The 20,814-nt window shown below is 64.7% G+C and carries 24 protein-coding genes and 1 pseudogene; 17 read left to right on the plus strand and 8 right to left on the minus strand.

Going from position 1 to position 20,814, the window contains the following annotated elements; all coding sequences use genetic code 11:
- Positions 1-41 precede the first annotated feature (41 nt).
- Positions 42-338: a DUF8022 family protein gene (locus ACYQ0R_RS03685; protein WP_459820981.1), complete on the minus strand. Its 297-nt coding sequence runs from the start codon at positions 336-338 to the stop codon at positions 42-44.
- A complete protein-coding gene (locus ACYQ0R_RS03690; RefSeq protein WP_459825657.1) occupies positions 338-1,882 on the minus strand; it encodes an acyl-CoA carboxylase subunit beta in 1,545 nt (514 codons plus the stop codon). The genes ACYQ0R_RS03685 and ACYQ0R_RS03690 overlap by 1 nt, the downstream gene beginning before the upstream one ends.
- Positions 1,883-2,179: 297 nt before the next feature.
- On the opposite strand from ACYQ0R_RS03690, the gene ACYQ0R_RS03695 reads away from it, so the two are divergent.
- The 6 genes from ACYQ0R_RS03695 to ACYQ0R_RS03720 all read left to right on the plus strand — a co-directional run bounded on the left by ACYQ0R_RS03695 (position 2,180) and on the right by ACYQ0R_RS03720 (position 5,599).
- Positions 2,180-2,818 (plus strand): 50S ribosomal protein L1, encoded by a 639-nt coding sequence (locus ACYQ0R_RS03695; RefSeq protein ID WP_459820982.1) that lies wholly within the window; start codon positions 2,180-2,182, stop codon positions 2,816-2,818.
- Positions 2,815-3,855, plus strand: coding sequence for a 50S ribosomal protein L10 (locus ACYQ0R_RS03700; protein WP_459820983.1), 1,041 nt, complete (start codon positions 2,815-2,817; stop codon positions 3,853-3,855). The genes ACYQ0R_RS03695 and ACYQ0R_RS03700 overlap by 4 nt, the downstream gene beginning before the upstream one ends.
- An 18-nt stretch (positions 3,856-3,873) precedes the next feature.
- Positions 3,874-4,215: a 50S ribosomal protein P1 gene (gene rpl12p, locus ACYQ0R_RS03705; RefSeq protein ID WP_459820984.1), complete on the plus strand. Its 342-nt coding sequence runs from the start codon at positions 3,874-3,876 to the stop codon at positions 4,213-4,215.
- Between the two features lie 156 nt (positions 4,216-4,371).
- Positions 4,372-4,563: a hypothetical protein gene (locus tag ACYQ0R_RS03710; RefSeq protein WP_459820985.1), complete on the plus strand. Its 192-nt coding sequence runs from the start codon at positions 4,372-4,374 to the stop codon at positions 4,561-4,563.
- An 84-nt stretch (positions 4,564-4,647) separates the two neighbouring features.
- Positions 4,648-4,854, plus strand: a complete 207-nt coding sequence (locus tag ACYQ0R_RS03715) for a cold-shock protein (RefSeq protein WP_459820986.1) — start codon at positions 4,648-4,650, stop codon at positions 4,852-4,854.
- A 262-nt stretch (positions 4,855-5,116) separates the two neighbouring features.
- Positions 5,117-5,599, plus strand: coding sequence for a VOC family protein (locus ACYQ0R_RS03720; protein ID WP_459820987.1), 483 nt, complete (start codon positions 5,117-5,119; stop codon positions 5,597-5,599).
- 88 nt (positions 5,600-5,687) lie between these two features.
- Here the strand turns inward: ACYQ0R_RS03720 and ACYQ0R_RS03725 are convergent, their stop codons facing one another.
- The gene (locus tag ACYQ0R_RS03725; RefSeq protein ID WP_459820988.1) at positions 5,688-6,452 is read right to left on the minus strand and encodes a VOC family protein; all 765 of its coding nucleotides are present in this window, start codon (positions 6,450-6,452) and stop codon (positions 5,688-5,690) included.
- A 66-nt stretch (positions 6,453-6,518) separates the two neighbouring features.
- On the opposite strand from ACYQ0R_RS03725, the gene ACYQ0R_RS16040 reads away from it, so the two are divergent.
- From ACYQ0R_RS16040 to ACYQ0R_RS03735, 3 genes are all read left to right on the plus strand, one after another.
- A complete protein-coding gene (locus ACYQ0R_RS16040; RefSeq protein WP_488193301.1) occupies positions 6,519-6,653 on the plus strand; it encodes a DUF7123 family protein in 135 nt (44 codons plus the stop codon).
- A gap of 139 nt (positions 6,654-6,792) precedes the next feature.
- Positions 6,793-7,227, plus strand: coding sequence for an EamA family transporter (locus tag ACYQ0R_RS03730; protein ID WP_459820989.1), 435 nt, complete (start codon positions 6,793-6,795; stop codon positions 7,225-7,227).
- A gap of 113 nt (positions 7,228-7,340) precedes the next feature.
- On the plus strand, positions 7,341-8,783 hold the full coding sequence (locus ACYQ0R_RS03735; protein ID WP_459820990.1) for an MATE family efflux transporter: 1,443 nt from the start codon (positions 7,341-7,343) through the stop codon (positions 8,781-8,783).
- 88 nt (positions 8,784-8,871) lie between these two features.
- On the opposite strand, the gene ACYQ0R_RS03740 is transcribed toward ACYQ0R_RS03735, so the two are convergent.
- Entirely contained in the window at positions 8,872-9,063 is a 192-nt protein-coding gene (locus tag ACYQ0R_RS03740; RefSeq protein WP_459820991.1) for a hypothetical protein, read from the minus strand.
- A 45-nt stretch (positions 9,064-9,108) separates the two neighbouring features.
- A complete protein-coding gene (locus ACYQ0R_RS03745; protein WP_459820992.1) occupies positions 9,109-10,629 on the minus strand; it encodes an aldehyde dehydrogenase family protein in 1,521 nt (506 codons plus the stop codon).
- Between the two features lie 104 nt (positions 10,630-10,733).
- Here ACYQ0R_RS03745 and ACYQ0R_RS03750 point away from each other — a divergent pair, with 104 nt between their 5' ends.
- Positions 10,734-11,456: a helix-turn-helix domain-containing protein gene (locus tag ACYQ0R_RS03750; protein ID WP_459820993.1), complete on the plus strand. Its 723-nt coding sequence runs from the start codon at positions 10,734-10,736 to the stop codon at positions 11,454-11,456.
- Between the two features lie 160 nt (positions 11,457-11,616).
- Here ACYQ0R_RS03750 and ACYQ0R_RS03755 read toward each other — a convergent pair whose 3' ends face one another.
- A complete protein-coding gene (locus tag ACYQ0R_RS03755) occupies positions 11,617-11,895 on the minus strand; it encodes a ribonuclease P protein component 4 (RefSeq protein WP_459820994.1) in 279 nt (92 codons plus the stop codon).
- Between the two features lie 146 nt (positions 11,896-12,041).
- Between ACYQ0R_RS03755 and ACYQ0R_RS03760 the strand changes: the two genes are divergently transcribed.
- The 6 genes from ACYQ0R_RS03760 (at position 12,042) to ACYQ0R_RS03785 (ending at position 16,019) form a co-directional block, all read left to right on the plus strand.
- Positions 12,042-12,236, plus strand: coding sequence for a methytransferase partner Trm112 (locus ACYQ0R_RS03760; protein ID WP_459820995.1), 195 nt, complete (start codon positions 12,042-12,044; stop codon positions 12,234-12,236).
- 108 nt (positions 12,237-12,344) lie between these two features.
- A complete protein-coding gene (locus ACYQ0R_RS03765) occupies positions 12,345-12,932 on the plus strand; it encodes a DUF7524 family protein (protein WP_459820996.1) in 588 nt (195 codons plus the stop codon).
- An 84-nt stretch (positions 12,933-13,016) separates the two neighbouring features.
- On the plus strand, positions 13,017-13,265 hold the full coding sequence (locus ACYQ0R_RS03770) for a DUF1918 domain-containing protein (protein WP_459820997.1): 249 nt from the start codon (positions 13,017-13,019) through the stop codon (positions 13,263-13,265).
- Between the two features lie 25 nt (positions 13,266-13,290).
- Positions 13,291-13,734, plus strand: a complete 444-nt coding sequence (locus ACYQ0R_RS03775; protein WP_459820998.1) for an RNA-binding protein — start codon at positions 13,291-13,293, stop codon at positions 13,732-13,734.
- A 150-nt stretch (positions 13,735-13,884) separates the two neighbouring features.
- Positions 13,885-15,642, plus strand: coding sequence for a pyruvate kinase (gene pyk / locus ACYQ0R_RS03780; protein ID WP_459820999.1), 1,758 nt, complete (start codon positions 13,885-13,887; stop codon positions 15,640-15,642).
- 143 nt (positions 15,643-15,785) lie between these two features.
- Complete coding sequence (locus ACYQ0R_RS03785) at positions 15,786-16,019, plus strand: DUF7312 domain-containing protein (protein ID WP_459821000.1); 234 nt, start codon at positions 15,786-15,788, stop codon at positions 16,017-16,019.
- A 76-nt stretch (positions 16,020-16,095) separates the two neighbouring features.
- Here the strand turns inward: ACYQ0R_RS03785 and ACYQ0R_RS03790 are convergent.
- Positions 16,096-17,348: pseudogene (locus ACYQ0R_RS03790) on the minus strand (RNA-guided endonuclease InsQ/TnpB family protein).
- 304 nt (positions 17,349-17,652) lie between these two features.
- On the opposite strand from ACYQ0R_RS03790, the gene ACYQ0R_RS03795 reads away from it, so the two are divergent.
- Complete coding sequence (locus ACYQ0R_RS03795) at positions 17,653-18,330, plus strand: NfeD family protein (RefSeq protein WP_459821001.1); 678 nt, start codon at positions 17,653-17,655, stop codon at positions 18,328-18,330.
- Positions 18,331-18,447: 117 nt separating this feature from the next.
- Here the strand turns inward: ACYQ0R_RS03795 and ACYQ0R_RS03800 are convergent, their stop codons facing one another.
- On the minus strand, positions 18,448-20,814 hold the full coding sequence (locus tag ACYQ0R_RS03800) for an APC family permease (protein WP_459821002.1): 2,367 nt from the start codon (positions 20,812-20,814) through the stop codon (positions 18,448-18,450).

The following is a 20,814-nucleotide window of genomic DNA, read 5'->3' on the forward strand; positions in this document are numbered from 1 at the left end:
TCCGTTTCGATTGTAGCCGTGAGCGGTGCGCTCGTGGAACGTTATAACCGGTCGCTCCGGCCGGCGGCCGTCCACGGGTCGGCCGGCGCGCCGTCGGACACTCGCACGCTCCGGCCCTGCAGACGTTCGACTCGGCCGGCGAACGACCACCGGTCCCCGTCCCACGACGGCTCCGCGTCGCCGTCCGCCGCCGCGGCCGCGGCTGCCTCTCGGTCGCGCAGGTGAGCTGCGACCGCGACCGCAATGGCGGCGGCCTCAGCGTCGTTCGCGTCGTCCGGGATCGAGAGCCCGTCCGGGAGGCTCATCTCTTTCGCCGCTTGGTTCGTGCCGGTAGCCATCAGATCGGGATGTTGCCGTGTTTCTTATCCGGTGTATCCGTTCGTTTCCCCTTCAGCACGTGGAGATCGTCGACGAGTCTGGCACGCGTCTCCGCGGGCTCGATCACGTCGTCGACGAAGCCGCGGTCGGCTGCCGTGTACGGGTTCGCGAACTCCTCGCGGTACTCGTCGATGAGCTCCTGTCTGCGAGCCTCCGTCTCCTCGGCCGCGGCCAGCTCCTCGCGGTACAGCACGTTCACCGCGCCCTTCGGCCCCATCACCGCGATCTCGGCAGTGGGCCACGCGTAGTTGACGTCACCGCCGATGTGTTTCGAGGACATCACGCAGTACGCCCCGCCGTACGCCTTGCGGGTGATGACGGTGAGCAGCGGCACCGTCGCCTCCGAGAACGCGTACAGCAGCTTCGCGCCGTGCCGGATGATCCCGTTGTGCTCCTGGTCGGTGCCGGGCATGAAGCCGGGAACGTCCTCGAAGGTGAGGATGGGAACGTTGAACGCGTCACAGAAGCGGACGAATCGCGCACCCTTCTGGCTCGCCTCGATGTCGAGCGTGCCGGCGTTCACGCGGGGGTTGTTGGCGACGACGCCGATCGAGTGTCCGTCGAGCCGGGCGAAGCCGACGATCACGTTCTTCGCGAAGTTCTCGTGAACCTCGAAAAAGGAGCCCTCGTCGACGACTCCACCGATCACCTCGTGCATGTCGTACGGCTTCCGTGGGGCGTTCGGCACGATCTCCTCGAGCTCGTCGGCCTCGCGTTCGGGGTCGTCCCACGGCTCGACGCGCGGGGGGTCCTCCACGTTGTTGTCGGGGAGGTACGACAGCAGCCGAGCGATGTCGTCGAGCGCCGCCTCCTCGGTTTCGGCGGCGAAGTGGGCGACTCCCGACGTCGACGAGTGGGTCACCGCGCCGCCGAGCTCCTCGAAGCTCACCTCCTCGCCCGTCACCGTCTCGATGACGTCAGGGCCGGTGATGAACATGTGGGAGGTGTCTTTCACCATGAACGTGAAATCCGTGATGGCCGGCGAGTACACCGCGCCGCCGGCACACGGGCCCATGATCGCCGATATCTGCGGGATCACGCCCGACGCCTCCGTGTTCCGGCGGAAGATCTCCGCGAAGCCGCCGAGCGAGGCGACCCCCTCCTGGATCCGTGCCCCCGCGGAGTCGTTGAGTCCAACGACCGGCGCGCCGACATCCATCGCCTTATCCATCACTTTACACACCTTCTCGGCGAACACCTCGCCGAGCGAGCCGCCGAAGACGGTAAAATCGTGTGCGAAGACGAACACCTTGCGGCCGTTCACCTCACCGTACCCGGTCACGACACCGTCGCCCGGGATCTTCGTCTCCTCCATGCCGAACTTGTGGTTTCGGTGGGTACGGAACCGGTCGAACTCGTGGAACGTCCCGTCGTCGAGGAAGTAGTCGATCCGCTCGCGCGCGGTTTTCTTCCCCTTCTCGTGTTGGGACTCGATCCGCTCTTTACCGCCGCCTTTCGCCGCTCGCTCCCGGCGTTCTCGCAGGTCCTCGATCCGATCCTCCATCGTCACGCGGGACCACCCTCGGTCATTGGATCGAGGGTCGGTAAGCGACGGCAAAAGGGTTCCCCTATGCGACGAGATCCGGGTTCGACGAGCGTCGTATTCATCGTCGACAACAACGGACCGAGCATCTCGACGGCTTCGTATCCCTTCGACAGCGGGACATCCGCCCTGTGGCCGTCTGGCACGCGGAGGCCGGCTTCGACGGCTTTAAACGTCTCATGGGCCACTCTCCGATGAGACAGGCTTCGCCTGTTTCACTGACCCGTAGGAGCTACCTGCGTACTACGGAGGTGAAAAATGGCAGACACAATACAAGAGGCCGTATCTCTCGCACTCGAGGAAGCCCCCGAGCGGAACTTCCGTGAAACGGTGGACCTCGCTATCAACCTGCGAGACCTGGACCTCAACGATCCGTCGAATCGCGTCGACGAGTCCGTCGTGCTGCCGGCTGGAACGGGGCAGGAGACACGTATCGTCGTCTTCGCGGAGGGTGAAACCGCCGTCCGTGCCCGGGACGTCGCTGACGAAGTGCTCGGCAGCGACGACCTCGAGGATCTCGGAGACGACGACGACCGCGCAAAGGATCTGGCCGACGAAACCGACTTCTTCGTCGCCGAAGCCAACCTGATGCAGGACATCGGTCGGTACCTCGGTACCGTCCTCGGTCCGCGCGGGAAGATGCCTACCCCACTGCAGCCGGACGACGACGTCGTCGACACAGTCAATCGGATGAAAAACACCGTGCAGCTCCGGTCTCGCGACCGGCGCACGTTCCACACCCGCGTCGGTGCGGACGATATGTCAGCCGAAGAGATCGGCGACAACATCGACGTCATCATCCGCCGTCTCGAGGCCGACCTCGAGAAGGGACCGCTCAACATCGACGGGATCTACGTCAAAACGACGATGGGTCCCGCGAAGGAGGTGCCCGTATGAGCTCGGTCCGTAAAACCGAGACGATCCCGGAGTGGAAACGGGAGGAGGTCGACGAGCTCGTCGAGTTCATCGACTCGTTCAACTCCATCGGTATCGTCGGCGTCACCGGTATCCCGAGTCGCCAGCTGCAGGCGATGCGCCGCGAGCTGCACGGCTCCGCCGACGTCCGGATGAGCCGTAACACGCTCACGATCCGTGCGCTCGAGGCGGTCGACGATGGCGTCGAGGAGCTCGTCGACTACGTCGCCGGACAGGTGGCGCTCATCGGCACCAACGACAACCCGTTCGGCCTCTACAAGCAGCTCGAAGCCTCGAAGACGCCGGCCCCGATCAACGCCGGCGAGGTCGCCCCGAACGACATCGTCATCCCCGAAGGTGACACGGGGGTCGACCCCGGTCCGTTCGTCGGCGAACTCCAGACGGTCGGCGCGGCCGCCCGCATCATGGACGGCTCGATCAAGGTCACCGAGGACTCGAAGGTGCTCGAGGAGGGCGAGGTCGTCGACGACGACCTCGCGAACGTCCTGACCGAGCTCGGCATCGAGCCGAAGGAGGTCGGACTCGACTTAAAGGGCGTCTACTCCGACGGCGTCCTCTTCGAGCCCGACGAGCTCGCGATCGACGTCGACGAGTACCGCGCGGACGTCGAGTCCGCCGCGGCCGCCGCGCGCAACCTCTCGGTCAACGCCGCGTACCCGACGGCCAGCACCGCCGGCACCCTTCTGGCGAAGGCGTCCGGCGAGGCGAAATCCGTCGCGCTCCACGCGGAGATCGAGAGCCCGGACGTCGTGCCCGACCTGATCGGGAGAGCCGACGCCCAGCTGCGCGCGCTCGCCGCCGCGATCGACGACGACGAGGCGCTCCCCGAAGAGCTACAGGGCGTCGAGGCCGCCCCGGCCGTAGAGACCGCGGAGCTCGACGAGGACGAGGCAGAGGAACAGGCTGACGAAGAGACGGAAGACGCCGAGGAGGCCGACGACGCCGACGACGATGACGACGGCGACGGCGGCGAAGGACTCGGCGCGATGTTCGGATAATACAACGAGGATACACCAATGGAATACGTTTACGCTGCGCTCATCCTGAACGAGACTGGCGAAGAGATCAACGAGGACAACGTCACCGGCGTGCTGGACGCCGCCGGCGTCGACGTCGAGGAATCCCGCGTCAAGGCGCTCGTCGCCGCGCTGGAGGACGTCGACATCGAGGAGGCGATCGAGACGGCCGCAGCCGCGCCCGCCGCGGGCGCTGGCGCTGCCGCTGCCGCCGACGACGGCGAGGACGACGCCGCCGCTGACGACGACGATGACGAAGACGACGAGGAAGCGGCCGCTGCGGAGGAAGACGACGAGGACGACGACGCCGGCGGCGAAGGTCTCGGCGAGCTGTTCGGCTAATCCGGACCATCCCGCGACCGACCGACGCGACGAGTTCGGTCTCGGAATCTGACTTTTTATACGACCACGAGCGACGTCCGTAGCGTTTGCTTCGAAACGCCGTCCTCTCTCGTCCGTGCGCTTTTATTCTCCTGGAACCCATCACCGACGAGCGACATGAAAATCGTCGATGGCGACAAGGCCGAGTGCGACCGATGTGAGTCCGTACTCCCGCTCGCGGAGGTCTCATTGCTCGAAAAGGAGACGAACAGGAACTACGAGAAAGTCGTCTGTGAGACGTGTCTCGGAGCCATCGGCGTTCCGAGCGGGTACACGCTTCGGCGTGACATCACGCATCTCGAGCGGTGAGGCCGAGTCGATCCTGTGACCGACACCCGTGGTGACCGTACTCTCGCAAGCGTTATCTCGGAACCGGTCGTACGTTTGTATGCAATGGCAAACGGTAAGGTTGACTTCTTCAACGACACTGGCGGCTACGGTTTCATTTCGACTGATGACGGCGATCTCGACGACGACGAGGACGTGTTCTTCCACATGGAGGACGTCGGCGGCCCCGATCTCGAGGAAGGGCAGGAAGTGGAGTTCGACATCGAATCATCCCCCAAGGGACCCCGCGCGACGAACGTCGTCCGACAGTAGACGCTGACTCCTCGGCCGCCGCGTCACGCGACGGTCGACGATGACGTCTTTTCACGCTTTTCGCCCACGTAGCGACTGTGCCGTGTGTCACTGGTCCGAACGACGGATGCGTGTCCTTTCGAGCGTCCACGATCGACCGACGGAGGCGTTCAATAGACGATCTCGGGCGTATACTGTGCATACTAGAATCGGTACGCAGTTCATATTTTGCTCCTTACGGTCAGCCCCCACACCTATCTAACCGCCAGCCGAACGCAGTACTATGACCGACACACCTCCGACGACGGGACTGCATCACGTGACGAACGTCTGCACGGATATGGACGAGACGGTCGCCTTCTACGAGGACGTGCTCGGCTGGCACACCGTCAAGCGGACGCAGAACTACGACGACCCCGGGACGCCGCACTACTACTTCTCTTCGACGTCTGCCGGCGAGCCCGGAACGACCGTCACCTACTTCGAGTATCCGGACGCACAGGGCGCGCCGGGACCCGGTGCGAGCCACCACTTCGCGTTCGGCGTCGCGGACGAGGAGACGCTTCGTGAGTGGCAGCGCCACCTCAGAGACCACGACATCGAAGTCTCACAGGTGAAAGACCGGACGTATTTTAAAAGCATCTACTTCACGGACCCCGATGGGCTCGTGTTCGAACTGGCGACCGAGGGACCAGGGTTCACCTACGACGAGGACGAGCCCGGCAGCCAAGAGATCGACCCGTTCGAGAACGGAGACGAACGGTAACGATCACGGTAGTCGATTCGGAGTGTGACACCGGTGACCGACTGAGAGCGCGCTCACCGGCCCGGAGCTCCGAATCGCGGACCGACGGTCACTCCCGCACGAGCAGTTCGATCTCGTGGCCGTCCTGGTCTCTCGTGAACGCGTAGCGGTTGTCACACGACTCCGGATCGCGGTAGTCGGGAGCTTCACGCTCCATTAGCGTCTCCCACGTCTCCTCGAGGTCGTCGACGCGGACACAGAGGTGTCCCCACGCGTCGCCCATCGCGTACGTGCGACCGTCGTAGTTGTAGGTGAGCTCCAGTGACATCGCCTCCTCTGGGGCGTCCTCGGGCTCCATGAAGTAGTTCGCGAACGTGTCGGCCTCCCAGCGACGCGTCTGATCGTACTCGAACTTCCGTGTCCAGTAGCCGAGCGCCTCGTCGGCGTCCTCGACGCGGATCATCGTGTGGTCGATGCTCCATTTCGTCCCGTACTCCCGCTTGACGATCTCGATCTCGTGGCCGTCGGGGTCTTTCACGAACGCGTAGCGATTGCCACACGACTCCGGATCGCGATAGTCGTCGACACCCTCCGCCATCAGCTGGTCGTACGACTCCTGCAGCTCGTCCTCGGGAACGCGTACCGCGATGTGGCCCCACGCGTCGCCCATCTCGTAGCTCCGGTCGTCGTGGTTGTACGTGAGCTCCAACATCGCACCGTCGTCGTGCATCTCCTCGGGGCCGAGATACACGTTAGTGAACGTGTCAGCCTCCCAGCGGCCCTTCTCCTCGTAGTTCAGATGGGTTTGGTACCAGTCGAGACTCTCCTCTAACTCCTCAACGCGGATCATCACGTGGTCGAACAGGCCAGTCATACGTCACCATGCGACCGCTCTCCTCAAAAAGGCTACCAACGTGGACGGTAACGAAAAATTCCGTTTGTGTCATCCGCGGTTATTACACCCTCCCAGATCGGCACGTATCTAGCGGACCTTCGCGATGCGGACACCTCCTTCGAGGTGGAGCCATGGTCGTACTCGAACGCGACGACGTGGCGAGTGCTACCTGCCGACTGAGGCGTCTGCCAGCCCATTGCACCGTTCGTGGGCCGACCTCGAGGATCCGCTAGCCGGCTGCGGACTGCATATCAGTCGGCGGTTCGACCGGGATTCCGGGTTCGGCAGGCACAAGTCGCCTCCGAATGAGGATGTCGACATGAGTACTACCACGTATCTCCCGTACGCGCTGCTTGCGATGGGCGCGTACGCCCTCGTCTCGCCGCTAATGCGAGTAGCGACGACCGGTCCGAACGCCGTCCCGAGCGACGCCGCCGTCGTCATCTCGAACCTGCTGCTCGTCATCATGGCGGTCGGCGTGGTGTGGTACACCGGACAGGGGTTTACCGAACATCTGTACTCGCCGAAGCTGTTCCACGTGCTCGCCGCGGGAGTCTTCCTCGGCATCGGTATCCTCGCGCTGTACCGGGCGCTTGCGCTCGGACCCGTGAGCGTCGTCACGCCCATCTTCGCGATGTTTCTCGTGTTCTCGTCGGTGATCGGCTTTCTCTTTTTAGGCGAGTCGTTTACCGTGCGGAAGGCGCTCGGGATCGTGTTCGCCGCCCTCGCCGTGTATCTCGTCTCCGGAACCTGACCGTGACCGGCGACAGCCACCGTGTGATGTCGAGTTCGCTTTCCAGCCGTCCCGGAGACGACTGCCGCGTGACGAAATCCCTTTAGTTCGCCCCGGAAAGTGACCGTGTCGGAGTGTCCCGCGTCCCCAACCCGTTTCGACTGCTCATCCTCTCCATCGGGCTCGCGCTTGCTCGCGCCGGGCTGATCGGCCGTGAGCGCGTCGTACGGACGACCGACCTCGCGTGGCCGCGGATCGTCACCGGGATCGCCCGCATGTCCAAGAACGCGGTCGACGTGGCGTTCGTCGGCGTCGCCGTCGGGACGAGCGCGGTCGCTGGCGTCGGGTTCGCCGGACCGTTCTGGGGACTCGCGTTCGCGATCGGCGGCGGCGTCGCCGGCGGAACCATCGCGCTCGTCTCCCAGCGATACGGTGCCGAGGCGTTCGCCGAGCTTGGCGACGCCGTCCGGTCGAGCGTGCTGCTCGTCGTCGCCATCACCGTCCCGGTAACGGTCGTCTTCTGGACGTTCCCGTACGAACTCATCTCGCTCATCAGCAGCAACGAGCGAGCCATCGCACTCGGAGCGGCGTATCTTCGGATCGTCGGTCTCGGGGTGCCGTTTGCGGGCCTCAACCTCGTCGGCAGTCGGGTGCTCGTCGGCTGTGACGACGCGTACACGGCGATGCAGATCCGGGCCGGCGGAGCCGTCGCGAACGTGTTTCTCAGCGCGTGGTTCATCTTCGGACTCGGCCTTGGCGTCGAGGGGGCGGCGTGGGGGACGGTGCTCTCGAACGTCGCCGTCGCCGGAGCGTTCGCGGTCGGGCTCACGTGGGGTTGGCTGCCCGGAGCCGGCGCGTTCCCCGTCGCGATCGACCCGTTCGGATCGTACGCGAATCCGGGGATGGTCCGCGATCTCGTGGAGATCGGCCTCCCGGTCGGGCTCCGAAATCTCGTCTGGACCGTCGCGGAGTTTCCCATGCTCGCGGTGCTCGACATCTTCGGCGAGAACACGGTGGCGGCGTTCGTCATCGCTCGCCGGATCTACGGGATCATGAACACCCCCGGATGGGGGTTCGGACTCGCCTCGTCGAGTCTCGTCGGCCAACAGCTGGGTCAAAGCGATCCGGCCGAGGCGGAGGCGTACGCCCGCGATATCATCCGGTTTTCCGTCGCAACGTACGTCGTGAGCGCGGCGCTCATCGCGGCGTTCGCGACCGACATCGTCGTCTTGTTTGCCGACAGCGCCGACAGTCCGGAGGTGCCGATCGCCGTCAACCTCGTGTACGCCGCCTGCGCCGCCGTGGTGTTTCAGGGTATCTCCGGCGGCGCGGCCGGTCCGCTCGATGCGGCAGGTGACACGCAGATACCCTTCCTCAGCCAGTTCGTCGGGATGTTTCTCGTGGCGATCCCGTTGGCGTACGTCGGCGCGACGACCGTGCTCGGGCTGTGGGGGCTGTATCTGGCGTTTCTCGCGGAGACGACGATCCCCGCCGCGATCAACTACTGGCGGTTCCGGTCGGGTAAGTGGAAGGGGATAAGCGAGGCGTATCGTCCGGACGCTGCCGGACCCGACTGAACGGGATCGCAACGATCCGTGTAGCCGTTCGTATGACCGCCGATGGCGGTGATGCGATCCCCGTCCAGGACGTTGCGGATGAATGTACCTACGTTCCGGAACCGCCGTCGTCCGCAGCGAAGTAGCTCGTAAAGAAGCCGCTGAGGAACGCCGACACGGCCACCGAAAGCGCGACGTCGGAGAGGTCGTACGTGTCGCCGTCCTCCGCGAGCGCGACGGTGATCGCGACGCTGATGACAAGCGAGATGATGCCGTTCACGAGGTGTTTGATGAATCCCATACGCTCCGTTGACGAGCCACAATAAAGAGTCTCACTCCGTTCGTCTCAGTCGTTACTCGTTTTGATCTCCGCGGAGAGCCCCTGCGCCATCTCGATGTCGTCGGCGTTGTTGAGCGTCCAGGCGGTGCGGTCAGTGACGGCTTCGATCGCCTCCCTCGCGCTCGGGTAGCCGTTGCCGGACTTCTTCACGCCGCCGAACGGAAGCTGGACCTCCGCGCCGATACACGGGAGGTTCCCGTACGCGAGACCGATCTCTGCGCGGTCGCGGAACCGGTTGATCTGCCGATAGTTCTCGGAGACGATGGCGCCCGCAAGCCCGTACTCGGTGTCGTTGTGGATCGCGATCGCCTCGTCGACGTCGCCATCGTACTCCAGCAGCGCGACGTGTGGACCGAACGTCTCCTCATGGGTACAGCGGAGATCCGCGTACGGGTCGGCCTCGTAGACGAACGGACCGATCCAGTGGCCGTCCTCGTGGCCGTCCGGGATCTCCGCGTCGCCGAGCTCGGTGCGATCGACGAGCACGTTCACGCCCTCCTCGCGTGCGAGCTCGTTGTATCCGCTCACCTTCTCGTGGTGGTCGGCCTCGATCAGCGGCCCCATGAACGTGTCCTCATCCAGTGGGTCGCCGACTGCGACCGACTCGGCGACGTCAACGAACCGGTTTTTAAACTCCTCGTAGACATCGGTATGCACTATCAGCCGCTCCGAGGAGACGCATCGCTGCCCGGTCGTCTTAAACGACGACATGACCGCCGAGTGGATGGCGACATCCAGATCGGCGTGTTCGGTGATCACGATCCCGTTTTTGCCGCCCATCTCGCAGGCCGCCCGCTTACCCGCAACGCCACCCAGCTTCTCCTGGATCGCGTGGCCGACCTCCGCGGAGCCGGTGAAAAGCACCGTGTCGACGTCGTCGTGTTCGACGATCGCGTTGCCGGCGTCGCCGAACCCCTGCACCAGATTAAACACTCCGTCGGGGATCCCGGCGTCGTCGAACATCTCGGTGATGATCTCCGCACAGCGGGGGGTCTGCTCGGCCGGTTTGAAGACGACTGTGTTGCCCTCGACCAGCGCGATGGCCATGTGCCAGTAGGGGATCGCGACGGGGAAGTTCCACGGTGTGATACAGCCGGTGACCCCGCGCGGCTTCCGGCGCATGTACGCGTCCTTGCCGGGAATCTCCGACGGGACGACGTCGCCCTTCGGGTGGCGCGCGTCGCCGGCCGCCCACTCGACCATGTGTGCCGCCTCGACGACGTCCGCCCGTCCCTCGCTTATCTCCTTGCCAGCCTCCCGCGTGATGACCTCACCGAGCTCGTCGGTTCGGTCGCGCAGTTCGTGATACACGTCCCAGAGGTACTCAGCCCGCCGGATCCGCGACAGTTCGCGCCACTCGACGAACGCCTCGTCGGCGGCCGCGACCGCGCGGTCGATGTCTGCTGGCGTCCCCCGTCGAAACTCGCCGACCGTCCCGCCAGTCGCCGGATTCTCGCTCTCGAACCGCTCGGTACCCTCTCCGTCGGTCCACTCGCCGTTGATGTAGTGTCCGCGTGGCTCCGCCATGGGATGGATTGGCGTCGGGACGGGCCAAACTTCCCACCCGACCATGGTCGGGTCGTTCCGGGTGTGAGGAACACACACATTACCGCTCGATGTATAGATCCGACATGAGCAGCACCGACGACTGGTCCGGCACCCGGCTCACCCTCGATCTGTGGCACCCGAACTGCTGGGCCATCGAGGCGACCGCGGACAACGGCGGTGGCATCCTCGCACACGCGGTGTACGACTCGCCGACCGTGCGGGAGGCGTCGCCGGACTCCGTCAACGGACTGTTCACCGCGTTCGGAGAGTCCGAGACGGAAGTGACGGCCTTGCTCGACGCGATCCGTGAGTCGGACCGCTCCGGGGATCTGCTCGAGTTACAGCAGCGGTTCGGTCGCGCCCGGCGGACGCCCGGCAACGTCGTCCGCGAGTTTTTCCTCGAGTACGACCCTGCCGAGATGGTGTGCCCGACCCTGCTCGAACACGGCTTCGTCCATAGCGCGCCGGTCCGGATCGAGGACGGCCGCGAGGAGTGGCAGGTGTGGTTCGCTGGCGAGCGCTCGGCGCTCCGCGAGGCGCTCGACGGCGTCCGCGAGGGAGCCAACGCGGAGGTACGCGTCGAATCGCTCTCCTCGTCGGGGACGCCGGCCGGCACTGCCCGCGAACAGCGCGTCGACACGCTGACGAGCGCCCAGCGGGAGGTGTATGAGCACGCGCGCGAGACGGGGTACTACGAGTGGCCCCGGCAAACCTCGACCCGCGAACTCGCCGACGACCTGAACGTCTCGAAGACGACTCTGCTCGAACACCTGCGAAAGGCGGAGTCGAAGCTGCTTGATCCCTGACTCGGCTGCCTCCGGACGGAAGCCGTCGGCGTCGCGGTGGGGCTCGAGCTACGCGAGGTCGACGGGGGTACGGGGGTGGAGCTGCTCCGTGATCTCTCGGGATCGAATGATCAAGGACCACAGATACGGCACGGCGATCGACTTGAGGAGGTACGACCCGTCAGTCGTGTGGATATCGAGCTGTCTCGCCGCACTCCAGACAGCGGACGACGACGTGGCCGGGCTGCAGCCGCACGCGGCTCGTCTTGCCGGGGCGGAGATACACGTCGCAGGCATCACACGTCCGGCGCTCGAACTCGCGGGGGACGCCACAGCGGTTGCGCTCGGCGATCCGCCGGGCAAGCCGGACGTATTCGCGTGCGCGGTCGTACTCGTCGTCGACGACCGCCTCGCGAGCGAGTCCGAACAGTCGGTCGATCCGCTCCGCCGGAATACCCATGTTTCGACCGGCGGGACGCCGGGGCAAAGGCGTTGTCATCGACGGTGCTGTCGTTGTCATCGGTGGTGCCGGAGACGACGACGCGTACGGGAGTCAACTCGGAGCCAACCCGCAGGCTTTTGACCGACCCAGACGAACCGCGCGGTATGAAGGAGTCGCTGATGGATATCATCTGCTGCCCGCTCGATAAACACGATCTCAAACTCGACGTCGACGAGCGCGACGGCGAGGAGATCCTCGAAGGAACGCTCACCTGCACCCACTGCGGAGAGACGTTCCCGATCGAGGACGGTATCCCAAACCTCCTCCCGCCGGAGATGCGAGAGGAGGCTGCAGCCTGAGATACGGGAGTCGAACAACATGGGCCCGGCCGGTCGAACCGGTCCGAATCGAGCGGGACTCCCCTACTCGAACGAATCTTTTTTAACGCTGCCTTCGACGGGTAGCGTGTGCCGACTCTGTCCGTCGAACTGAACGGTGACGGCGTCCACTCGATACGGGCACCGGGCCAGTTCACGACGACACGATCGTTCGCCGTCGAACTCGAGAACCTCGGCCGAGCGACACACGTCCATCTCCATCTCGACGACGAGCTCGACCGGGTGGCGTCGATCGATGCGGTGAACCATTTCGTCGACGAGAAGTCGTTCCGCCGTATTCACGTGTCGACGGCCGAGGTCGTGGATCCGGTTCGGGGAAAGCTGAAGATCGTCACCGGCTACGGCTCGGGCGTCGAGTACGTCGACGTTCGGATCGAGCCGGCTCCCGACAGGGGCGAGGACGAGGTCGTCGTCGACGAGACGCTTTCGAAGCCACCAGCGGATCCACCGGACCCACCGCCGAGCAAGCGAGTTCAGCTGGCGATCGAGCGGGCCGTTGAGGCCGGCGGCCTCCCGGCGATCGTCGTCGCGTTGGCCGCCGCCGCGGTCGCCATCGCAGTCGCCGTTGCGGTCGACAGCCTACTCGTGTCGGTCGCGGTCGCGATCGTGCTGGTCGCCGCAGTCGCGGCGGTGATCGCCGCATTCTGGCCCACCTGAGGAGTCGTCCGATCTACCCGAGACGCGGTGCCGGTGGCCGATGCGGATCCGCGCGCTTTTAGGCGTCCCGATGGAACGAGGTTCATGAGCTTTGAGAAGGACGACGATGTCGTGCTCAGCGACAAACACAGCGAGTACGACGGCGAGACCGGTACGGTCACGCAGGTGATGGAGACGATGTTCGGCGATGCGACGTACACCGTGAGCTTCGAGGACGGCCAGGAGACGGGCGTCCCCGAGGACGCGCTCGAACTCGTCGCGAGCGAGAGCGACGAGAGCGACGAGAGCGACGAGAGCGACGACGAAAGCGACGACGAAAGCGACGAGGCGTAACTGTCGATCCGTCTGACGCAGCGTCATGCCCAAGATACCCTTTCACTACGTCGACCTCCGGACGTTCGCATACGCGACCGAGGACGAGAAGCGCGTCGAGGACGCTCTGCGGTCGTTCCTTCCGGAAGACGCCGAGATCGACCGTACCGAGAGCGACGGCCACCACGGCGATCGGATCGTCGTCCTCTCTGCACGGATAGAGAACGCCGACGGGATGCGATACGTACTCGACCGCATCTCCGAGCTCGACGATCTCGACCGCGTGCTCGCGGAGCTGGACGACCGCGTCAACGACAACTGCGCGTTGTTCTTGCGGCTCGACAAGCAGGCCGCGTTTCGTGGCGACGTCCGACTCGGCCCCGGAATCACGTTCCGGTCGAAAGTCGAGGCGTATCCCGCCAAGAAGGCGGCAGCCGTCGAGAACGCACGCGAAACCCTTCGTCGCCTCGCCGACGGCGACCGGGTATAAATACGTTCGACCGGCGGCCGCGCCGTACAGGTCCTCCCGTCGACAGCGCTTACCGAGTAACGCACGCTGTCGATCCGAACTGTTTGAAACGTTCACTCGGGTTCGACTCAACCGTGTGTCTTTTTGCGTGCGTCCGCCGAAGACGACGGTATGCGAAACGCCAAGATCGTCTGTACGCTGGGACCAGCGTCGGACGACCGGGAGACGATTCGAGCCCTCGCGGACGCCGGGATGTCGGTCGCCCGGCTCAACGCGAGCCACGGAACGACGGCACACCGCGAGGACGTCATCGACCGTATCCGGGAGGTGAACGCCGAGACCGACGACCCGCTTGCCGCCATGGTCGACTTAAAAGGACCGGAGATCCGGACCTCCGAAATCGACGATCCGATTCAGCTGGTGGCTGACTCCGAGGTGTCGTTCGTCGAGGATGACGACGCGACGCCCGACCGCGTCGGTCTCACCCACTCCATCGCTGCCGCCGAACCGGGCGATACGGTGCTGCTCGACGATGGCCGGATCGAGTGTCGCGTCGAGCGCGTCGACGGCGAGGCGGTCGTCGCCACGGTCGAATCGGGCGGCGAGCTTGGCTCGCGAAAAGGGGTGAATCTCCCGGGCGTCGCCATCGACGTCGACCTGATCACGCCGGCCGACGAGGACGAACTCCGGCTCGCGGCGCGCGCCGACGCCGACTTCGTCGCCGCCTCGTTCGTCCGCGACGGCGCCGACGTGTATCGGATCGCCGACCGGTTGGAGGAGTACGGCGGGGAGGAGATCCCCGTCATCGCCAAGATCGAACGGGCGGGCGCGGTCGAAAACCTCGAGGAGATCGTCGCCGCCGCCGACGGCGTGATGGTTGCCCGCGGCGATCTCGGCGTCGAGTGTCCGCTGGAGGACGTTCCCATGATACAAAAGCGGATCATCCGCAACTGCGTCAACGCAGGCGTACCGGTGATCACGGCAACGGAGATGCTCGACTCGATGGTTAACTCCCGTCGCCCCACGCGCGCTGAGGCGTCGGACGTCGCCAACGCCGTTCTCGACGGCACCGACGCGGTGATGCTCTCGGGCGAAACCGCGATCGGCGACCACCCCGTCACGGTCGTCGAGACGATGGACCGGATCGTCCGGCAGGTCGAGTCGAGCGAGGAGTACGCGGAGACGCGCGAACAGCGCGTTCCGACCGCGGACGACCGGTCGCGTACGGAGGCGCTCGCTCGCTCGGCACGGTATCTCTCACGCGACATCGGCGCGTCCGCGATCGTCGCCGTCTCCGAGTCCGGCTACACCGCCCGCAAGACGGCGATGTTCCGTCCCGGCGTCCCGGTCGTCGTGACGACACCGAACGAGCGCGTTCATCGTCAGCTCGCGCTTTCGTGGGGCGTCCAGCCCGTCACGACCGCACACGCGCGCGACATGGAGACCGTCCTCGACAACGCGGTCGAGGCCGCACTCGACGTCGGCGGGGCCGACTCCGGTGACACCCTCGTCGTGCTCTCCGGCATGATGACGGAGGTAGAGGGGACGAACACGACGAACACGCTCAAAGTCCACGTCGCCGCGGAGACCATCGTCACCGGCAAAGGGGCCGTGGGAGGACGCGTCGCCGCTCCGGTGTACCGGACGACTGACGGTGACGTCTCGGCGATCCCCGACGGATCCATCGTCGCGCTCGGTCCGGAGTTCGACGGCGAGTTTGACGGCGATCTCGACCGAATAGCCGGCGTGGTTGACGCGCGTCCCGGTATGACCGGATATCCTGCAGTCGTCGCTCGAGAGCTCGGCGTTCCGATGGTGTCCGGCGCGCCGCTCCCGGACTACGTCGCGAACGGAGCCGTTCTCACCGTCGACGGCGAGCGTGGCGTCGTCTACGAGGGTGACATCACGGACGCAAGCCGGAGCCGCTGAGTCGGCGATGCGACCTCGGAACGGAGCGTGGACGGTCAAGATCGCCGCACGCAACCGTCGCGGATAGTACAACTCCAAGAGTTGACGCGAGCTTCGCCGACGTTCCCCGCCAGCCATTTACCGCGGTGTCTCGTAGCCAACACATGAGCAGCGACGAGCCCCGAAGCCGCGCGAACGAGACCCGCGACGCGGCGGACGCCGACGAAGAGCGGGAATGGCGGTTTGCGGTCGAGGACGTCGGTCCCGAGGGTGTCACGGAGGACACCGCCACGTCGGAGACGGAGCCGATCGAGCCCGAGCCGATCGACGTCGAACACGCCATGTTCGTCATCCTCGGCGTCGCGATCACCGTCGGCGTACTCCTCGTCGGCCTGTAAACTACCCCACCCTACTTCGCTCACCCACGAGGGATTCGCTCTTTGAGGGTGGGGCTTTGATGTGGACCCCCGACGATCAACTATCGACCGCCCGATAGCCGTCGCCGTTCACCATCCCACCATTCAAACGCACGTCTACTGGTGCGTCTGCGTTCCTCGACGTGGGCGAAGAACGCAGGCTGTGTTCTCGCTTTCGCATGTACCGCAACCCGATGCTTTTCGCCGCGTTGTAATCCACATTCACCGCATACCCGCACTTCAGACACTCGAACCGCTCACCATCCCGATTGTCTTCGTGCGTGAACCCACAATCCGTGTGAGAACATCGCTGTCTTGTGTACTTCGGCTCTACGTCCTCCACTGCCACACCTTGTTCGGGCGCTTTGTACTCGACGTATTCGTACAGCCGACGAAACGCCCAGATGTGATGCCAGTCGGCATCCGGGAGCCGCTCCCGGATGTCTGTTAGATCCTCGAACACGATCACGTCGCAGTCGTGATCAACCGCTTCCTCAACGATCTCGTTGGCAATCGTGTGGAGGTACTGTTTCCGCCATGCTCGCTCCCGCTTCCCGAGTCGAAGCATCGCGTTGTGGGAAGCTTGCGTGCCGCACTGTTGCATCTCTGCTCGGCGCTTCTCGAACTCCCGACACCAGTGATCGTACTCGTCACCGCTCCAGAACGTGCCCGTTGATGTGGCGGCCAGACTGTTCACACCGAGGTCGATACCAAGGACTGTTTGGTGCTCAGTATGTCCGGGTCCTCGATTGTCACAGCCTCTCCATCATCGTCGACGTTCCGTGTGGTAATGTGGAAGTAGAACTCGTCACTCGCTTTGTCGTACTGGAGTGTGCTTGTCCGGAATTCGTAGTCATCCGAGAGGACGTATTCCTCGTATGGAGTTGGACTGCCAGCTGGCAACTCAAACTCACACTCCACTCGCCCGTCAACTGTCGAGAGCGAGATCTTGTTCCGGTAGAAGGTGGCACTCCGTTTATCGTAGACCATACTCCACGAGGTGAACTCAGGCTTGTTCGTCCGCTTGCCCTTTTTCCACCGGTCAACGCCACTGTCAACGGCGTGGACGGCACGCCGGATGGCTTCTTGGACGAGGTTCGCCGTGAGATCCGTTTCCTCGCGGAGACGGTCGTAGAGCGCGTTTCTGGCTGTGTTGTTGGATGTGACGCAGTCTTCGTAGCTGATGTTGTCCCAGCAGTAGTCACTGGCTTCGTTCGCGCAGTAGAGGAACTGCTCCGCAGTTTCGTGGAGGTCATCATGGTACTCGTCAGGAACCACGAGTTTGACCGGTACAGTACGCTTGACCTCCATATTTCAGGTATAAGTTTGGGGATTTATAAAATTCTGGGAGTCAGGCGGCTACTGTCTCGTGGGTTGTGTCCTAGAGTGTCGGCTTCCTCCCCGGCCTACTCGCTTCGCGCTTCCGACCAGTCGGAGCTCCTCGCTCTCTCCTCACGGGCCGTAGGCCCGCTCGGATGGTCAGCGGGACCGACGGTCCCGCACGACTTGAGGCCGGGGGCTCCGCCTCGAAGCTGCTGAACGCTGATCTCGTCGGTGGTGCTCGGCGAGAGCGTTCGCACCACAACTTATTCACGTCGCAGCCATAGGTGTCGGTATGGACGTGCTCCTGCAGGCGGACCTCTTCGGGCCCGAGACCCTCCCCTTGCTTCTTCTCACGGCGGGGTTGCTGTTGTCGATGGCGGAGGCGCTCGCGCCCGGGGCGAACTTCATCGTCGTCGGGATCGCGCTGATCGGAGCCGGACTCGTGGGGCTGGTCCTGGCGACGCTCGGAGTCGCTGGAACGCTCCTTACCGTGTTGTTGGCCGTGTTCACGCTGGTTTTCGGCGCGGCCGCGTTCTACGGCTATCACGAGTTCGACCTGTACGGCGGCAAGGGCCAACAGCAGACGACCGACCGCGACTCGCTAAAAGGCAAGCTCGGGACCGTCACCGAGCGGGTGACGCCGCGCGGGGGCGAAGTGAAACTCGAGGGCGGCGGGTTCAATCCGTACTACTCCGCACGCTCGATCGAGGGAACGATCGAGGAGGGAGAGGAAGTGATGGTCGTCGACCCGGGCGGCGGTAACGTCGTCACCGTCGAGTCGATGAGCTACGTCGAGGACGACATCGACCGCGAACTCGCCGCCGACCGCGCAAAAAAAGAGGCAGAGGCGAAGGCGGACGCCGATTCGGACGCTGACCCTGCTACTGACGCGGATGCCAAGCGGGGCGTTGACACCGATCGCAGTTCGAGCCCGGAGACCGATGTCGAGACGGACACCGAACGCTCGTAATTCCGACGTGGATGCATCCGTTCCGATAGGAGACGATTCCGTCCTGACGCGGTGTTGATCGCGTCCGACCCGACTCGTTTCGTTTTCAACGCAGGACGGTACGCCAACCGAAACGAGTTAGCCGCCGAAGAGGCGGTCGAGGAGCACGCGCTGGATCAGGCCGGTCTGTCGTTGGTCGGCTGGCTGGACCATGATGGCGGTGATGTCGACGGTGTCGACGAGTCGGTCGCCGGGGCGGCCGAACACCGCACCGCGGAGCCCGCGCCGTTCGGTCGTCGTGACCAGCAGGTCGGCCGCGTTCGCGTACTGTGCGAGCCCCTCGACGCGGTCGTCCGTCTCGAGGATCCGTGAGTCCGCGGTCACCGTCAGCACCCGCCGCAGTTCGTCGTGGTACTGTTGGACTGCTCGCTTCCGCTCGTCGGGCGCGCCCTCGGGAACCGTCTGCAGCAGCGTCAGCGTCGCTCCCGTCTCCTCGGCGATCGCGTCCGCCACCAACAGTTTCTCCGGATCGTACACCCCTCGACTCGTCGCCACCGCTATCTCGTCGGCCCCCTCGAATCCGCGATCCTCCACCAGCAACACCCCACACGGCGCGTTTTTCAACACGTGCTCGTTGAGCCCCTCACCGTACAGCTCGTGTAACTCCTCCACCCGGCGCTCCAACAGAATGAAATCCATATCCTCGAACGCCGCAAACTCCACTATCGCCGACCCCACCTCCTCCGTCCGGATCGTCCGGAAATCGACGGTTGAGCCGAGAGGCTCGGCGCTCGCGTCCCCGCCTGCCGTCTCGGTTCCGAGAGCATCGCTCGTCTCGGTTCCGGGAGCATCATCCGCGCTCGGAATGCCGCCATCCGTCGAACCTCGTTTCCGGAACGACGGGTGAACGGCCGCAGTACGGGCCCACTCGGGCGGATCCGTGTGGGTGATACTCGTGTCACCGGCAGTGAACACGCGATGCGGAACCTCCTCGAACGTCGCCACGGTGACCTCGCCGGTTTGTAGCTCGGACAGGTCGGTCGCGATCCGGAGCATGTCGGTCCGGGTGGGCATGGACGTCTCGTCGGTAATAGCGACGAACGAGTCGTGGCGGCGGCCTTCGGCGAACAGTTCGCGGGTGCGCTCGACGGCGGTTTCGCCGACGTTCCGGCGGACCTCGGTCCGTGCGGCACCTTCGCGGTCGATCCGCGGCCGGACGTACAGATAAAAGTAGACGCTCCCGATGGCGGTGATCAGCGCGGCTCCCGCGAGCGGGACGGTGCCGACCTGGGTGAGCACGACGAAGCCGCTGGCCATCCCGAAGATCTGCATCCACGGGTACAGCGGCGAGGTGAACTCGGGGCTGTAATCGTCGACCGCTCCCTCTCGGAAGCCGATCAGCGCGAGATTCACCAGAATGAACACGATGATCTGGAACGCGCTGCCGAACTTTGCCACCTGGTCGATCGGGAAGAACACGATCAACACGACGATCACCGCCCCCGACAGCGAGACCGCGAGCACGGGCGTGTTGAACCGCTCGCTCACTCGCTCGAACGCACCCGGAGCCAGTCCGTCACGCGCCATTGCGAACGGGAACCGCGACGCCGACAACAGCCCCGCGTTCGCCGTCGACGCCAACGCCAACAGCGCCGCGCCGACGACGGCCGCGGTCCCGACCGTTCCGAGCGCCTGTTGGGCGGCGAGTCCCATGATCGGTCCTTCTCCGTCGGACTGGAGTTCGCCGGCGGCGATGGCGGCGTCGATGTCGACGACGCCGACGGCGACGTACACGACCGCGACGTACAGCCCGGTCGTCAACAGAAGCGAGCCGACCATCGCTCGGGGGATCGTCGTGCCGGGGTCTTTGACCTCCTCGGCCACCGCGGCGATCTTGATCACGCCGGCGTACGAGATGAACACCAGCGCGGTCGCCGCGACCAGTCCGCCGGACCCGTAGTTGAACGCGCCCGCGGTTCGTTCGGGGACGATCTCCGGCGTTCCACTGAGAATGAACCAGCCGAGAACGAGCACCATGATCCCGACGATGGCGAACTGGAGGCTGCCGGCGCTTTTGGTGCTGACGACGTTGATGAGGGTGAAAAACACGGCGAGGAGGACGGCGATGGGGAGGATGTACTCGGCGATGCCGGGAGCGACGAACACGAGATAGGGGACGCCGCCGATCAGCGCGAGCGCGCCTTTAAACGAGAGCATGAACCAGTTACCGATACCGGCGATCGTGCCGAGCAACGGCCCCATCCCCCGCTCGACGTACACGTACGATCCGCCGTCCTCGGGCATCGCGGTCGCCATCTCGGAAGCGGAAAACGCCGCCGGCAACACCAACACTCCCGCCAGCAGAAACGCCAACACCACCGCCGGCCCGTCCACCGTCACGTACGCCACGCCCGGCAGAATGAAAATTCCCGATCCGACCATCGCCCCGATGGCGATCGCCATCGTCGAAAGCAGTCCTAAATCACGCTTTAATCCTGTTGGCAT

It is taken from the genome of Halorubrum luteum (genome assembly GCF_054652935.1).

Bases quoted from the DNA above. Each gene is read 5' to 3' on its own strand.
- ACYQ0R_RS03795 (WP_459821001.1), top strand. From the start codon at position 17,653: ATGGACGTGCTCCTGCAGGCGGACCTCTTCGGGCCCGAGACCCTCCCC.
- ACYQ0R_RS03715 (WP_459820986.1), top strand. From the start codon at position 4,648: ATGGCAAACGGTAAGGTTGACTTCTTCAACGACACTGGCGGCTACGGT.
- ACYQ0R_RS03720 (WP_459820987.1), top strand. From the start codon at position 5,117: ATGACCGACACACCTCCGACGACGGGACTGCATCACGTGACGAACGTC.
- rpl12p (WP_459820984.1), top strand. From the start codon at position 3,874: ATGGAATACGTTTACGCTGCGCTCATCCTGAACGAGACTGGCGAAGAG.
- ACYQ0R_RS03700 (WP_459820983.1), top strand. From the start codon at position 2,815: ATGAGCTCGGTCCGTAAAACCGAGACGATCCCGGAGTGGAAACGGGAG.
- ACYQ0R_RS03730 (WP_459820989.1), top strand. From the start codon at position 6,793: ATGAGTACTACCACGTATCTCCCGTACGCGCTGCTTGCGATGGGCGCG.
- ACYQ0R_RS03755 (WP_459820994.1), bottom strand. From the start codon at position 11,895: ATGGGTATTCCGGCGGAGCGGATCGACCGACTGTTCGGACTCGCTCGC.
- ACYQ0R_RS03785 (WP_459821000.1), top strand. From the start codon at position 15,786: ATGAGCAGCGACGAGCCCCGAAGCCGCGCGAACGAGACCCGCGACGCG.
- ACYQ0R_RS03800 (WP_459821002.1), bottom strand. From the start codon at position 20,814: ATGCCAACAGGATTAAAGCGTGATTTAGGACTGCTTTCGACGATGGCG.
- pyk (WP_459820999.1), top strand. From the start codon at position 13,885: ATGCGAAACGCCAAGATCGTCTGTACGCTGGGACCAGCGTCGGACGAC.
- ACYQ0R_RS03685 (WP_459820981.1), bottom strand. From the start codon at position 338: ATGGCTACCGGCACGAACCAAGCGGCGAAAGAGATGAGCCTCCCGGAC.
- ACYQ0R_RS03725 (WP_459820988.1), bottom strand. From the start codon at position 6,452: ATGACTGGCCTGTTCGACCACGTGATGATCCGCGTTGAGGAGTTAGAG.
- ACYQ0R_RS03750 (WP_459820993.1), top strand. From the start codon at position 10,734: ATGAGCAGCACCGACGACTGGTCCGGCACCCGGCTCACCCTCGATCTG.
- ACYQ0R_RS03775 (WP_459820998.1), top strand. From the start codon at position 13,291: ATGCCCAAGATACCCTTTCACTACGTCGACCTCCGGACGTTCGCATAC.
- ACYQ0R_RS03770 (WP_459820997.1), top strand. From the start codon at position 13,017: ATGAGCTTTGAGAAGGACGACGATGTCGTGCTCAGCGACAAACACAGC.
- ACYQ0R_RS03745 (WP_459820992.1), bottom strand. From the start codon at position 10,629: ATGGCGGAGCCACGCGGACACTACATCAACGGCGAGTGGACCGACGGA.
- ACYQ0R_RS03690 (WP_459825657.1), bottom strand. From the start codon at position 1,882: ATGGAGGATCGGATCGAGGACCTGCGAGAACGCCGGGAGCGAGCGGCG.
- ACYQ0R_RS03710 (WP_459820985.1), top strand. From the start codon at position 4,372: ATGAAAATCGTCGATGGCGACAAGGCCGAGTGCGACCGATGTGAGTCC.
- ACYQ0R_RS03695 (WP_459820982.1), top strand. From the start codon at position 2,180: ATGGCAGACACAATACAAGAGGCCGTATCTCTCGCACTCGAGGAAGCC.
- ACYQ0R_RS03760 (WP_459820995.1), top strand. From the start codon at position 12,042: ATGAAGGAGTCGCTGATGGATATCATCTGCTGCCCGCTCGATAAACAC.
- ACYQ0R_RS03740 (WP_459820991.1), bottom strand. From the start codon at position 9,063: ATGGGATTCATCAAACACCTCGTGAACGGCATCATCTCGCTTGTCATC.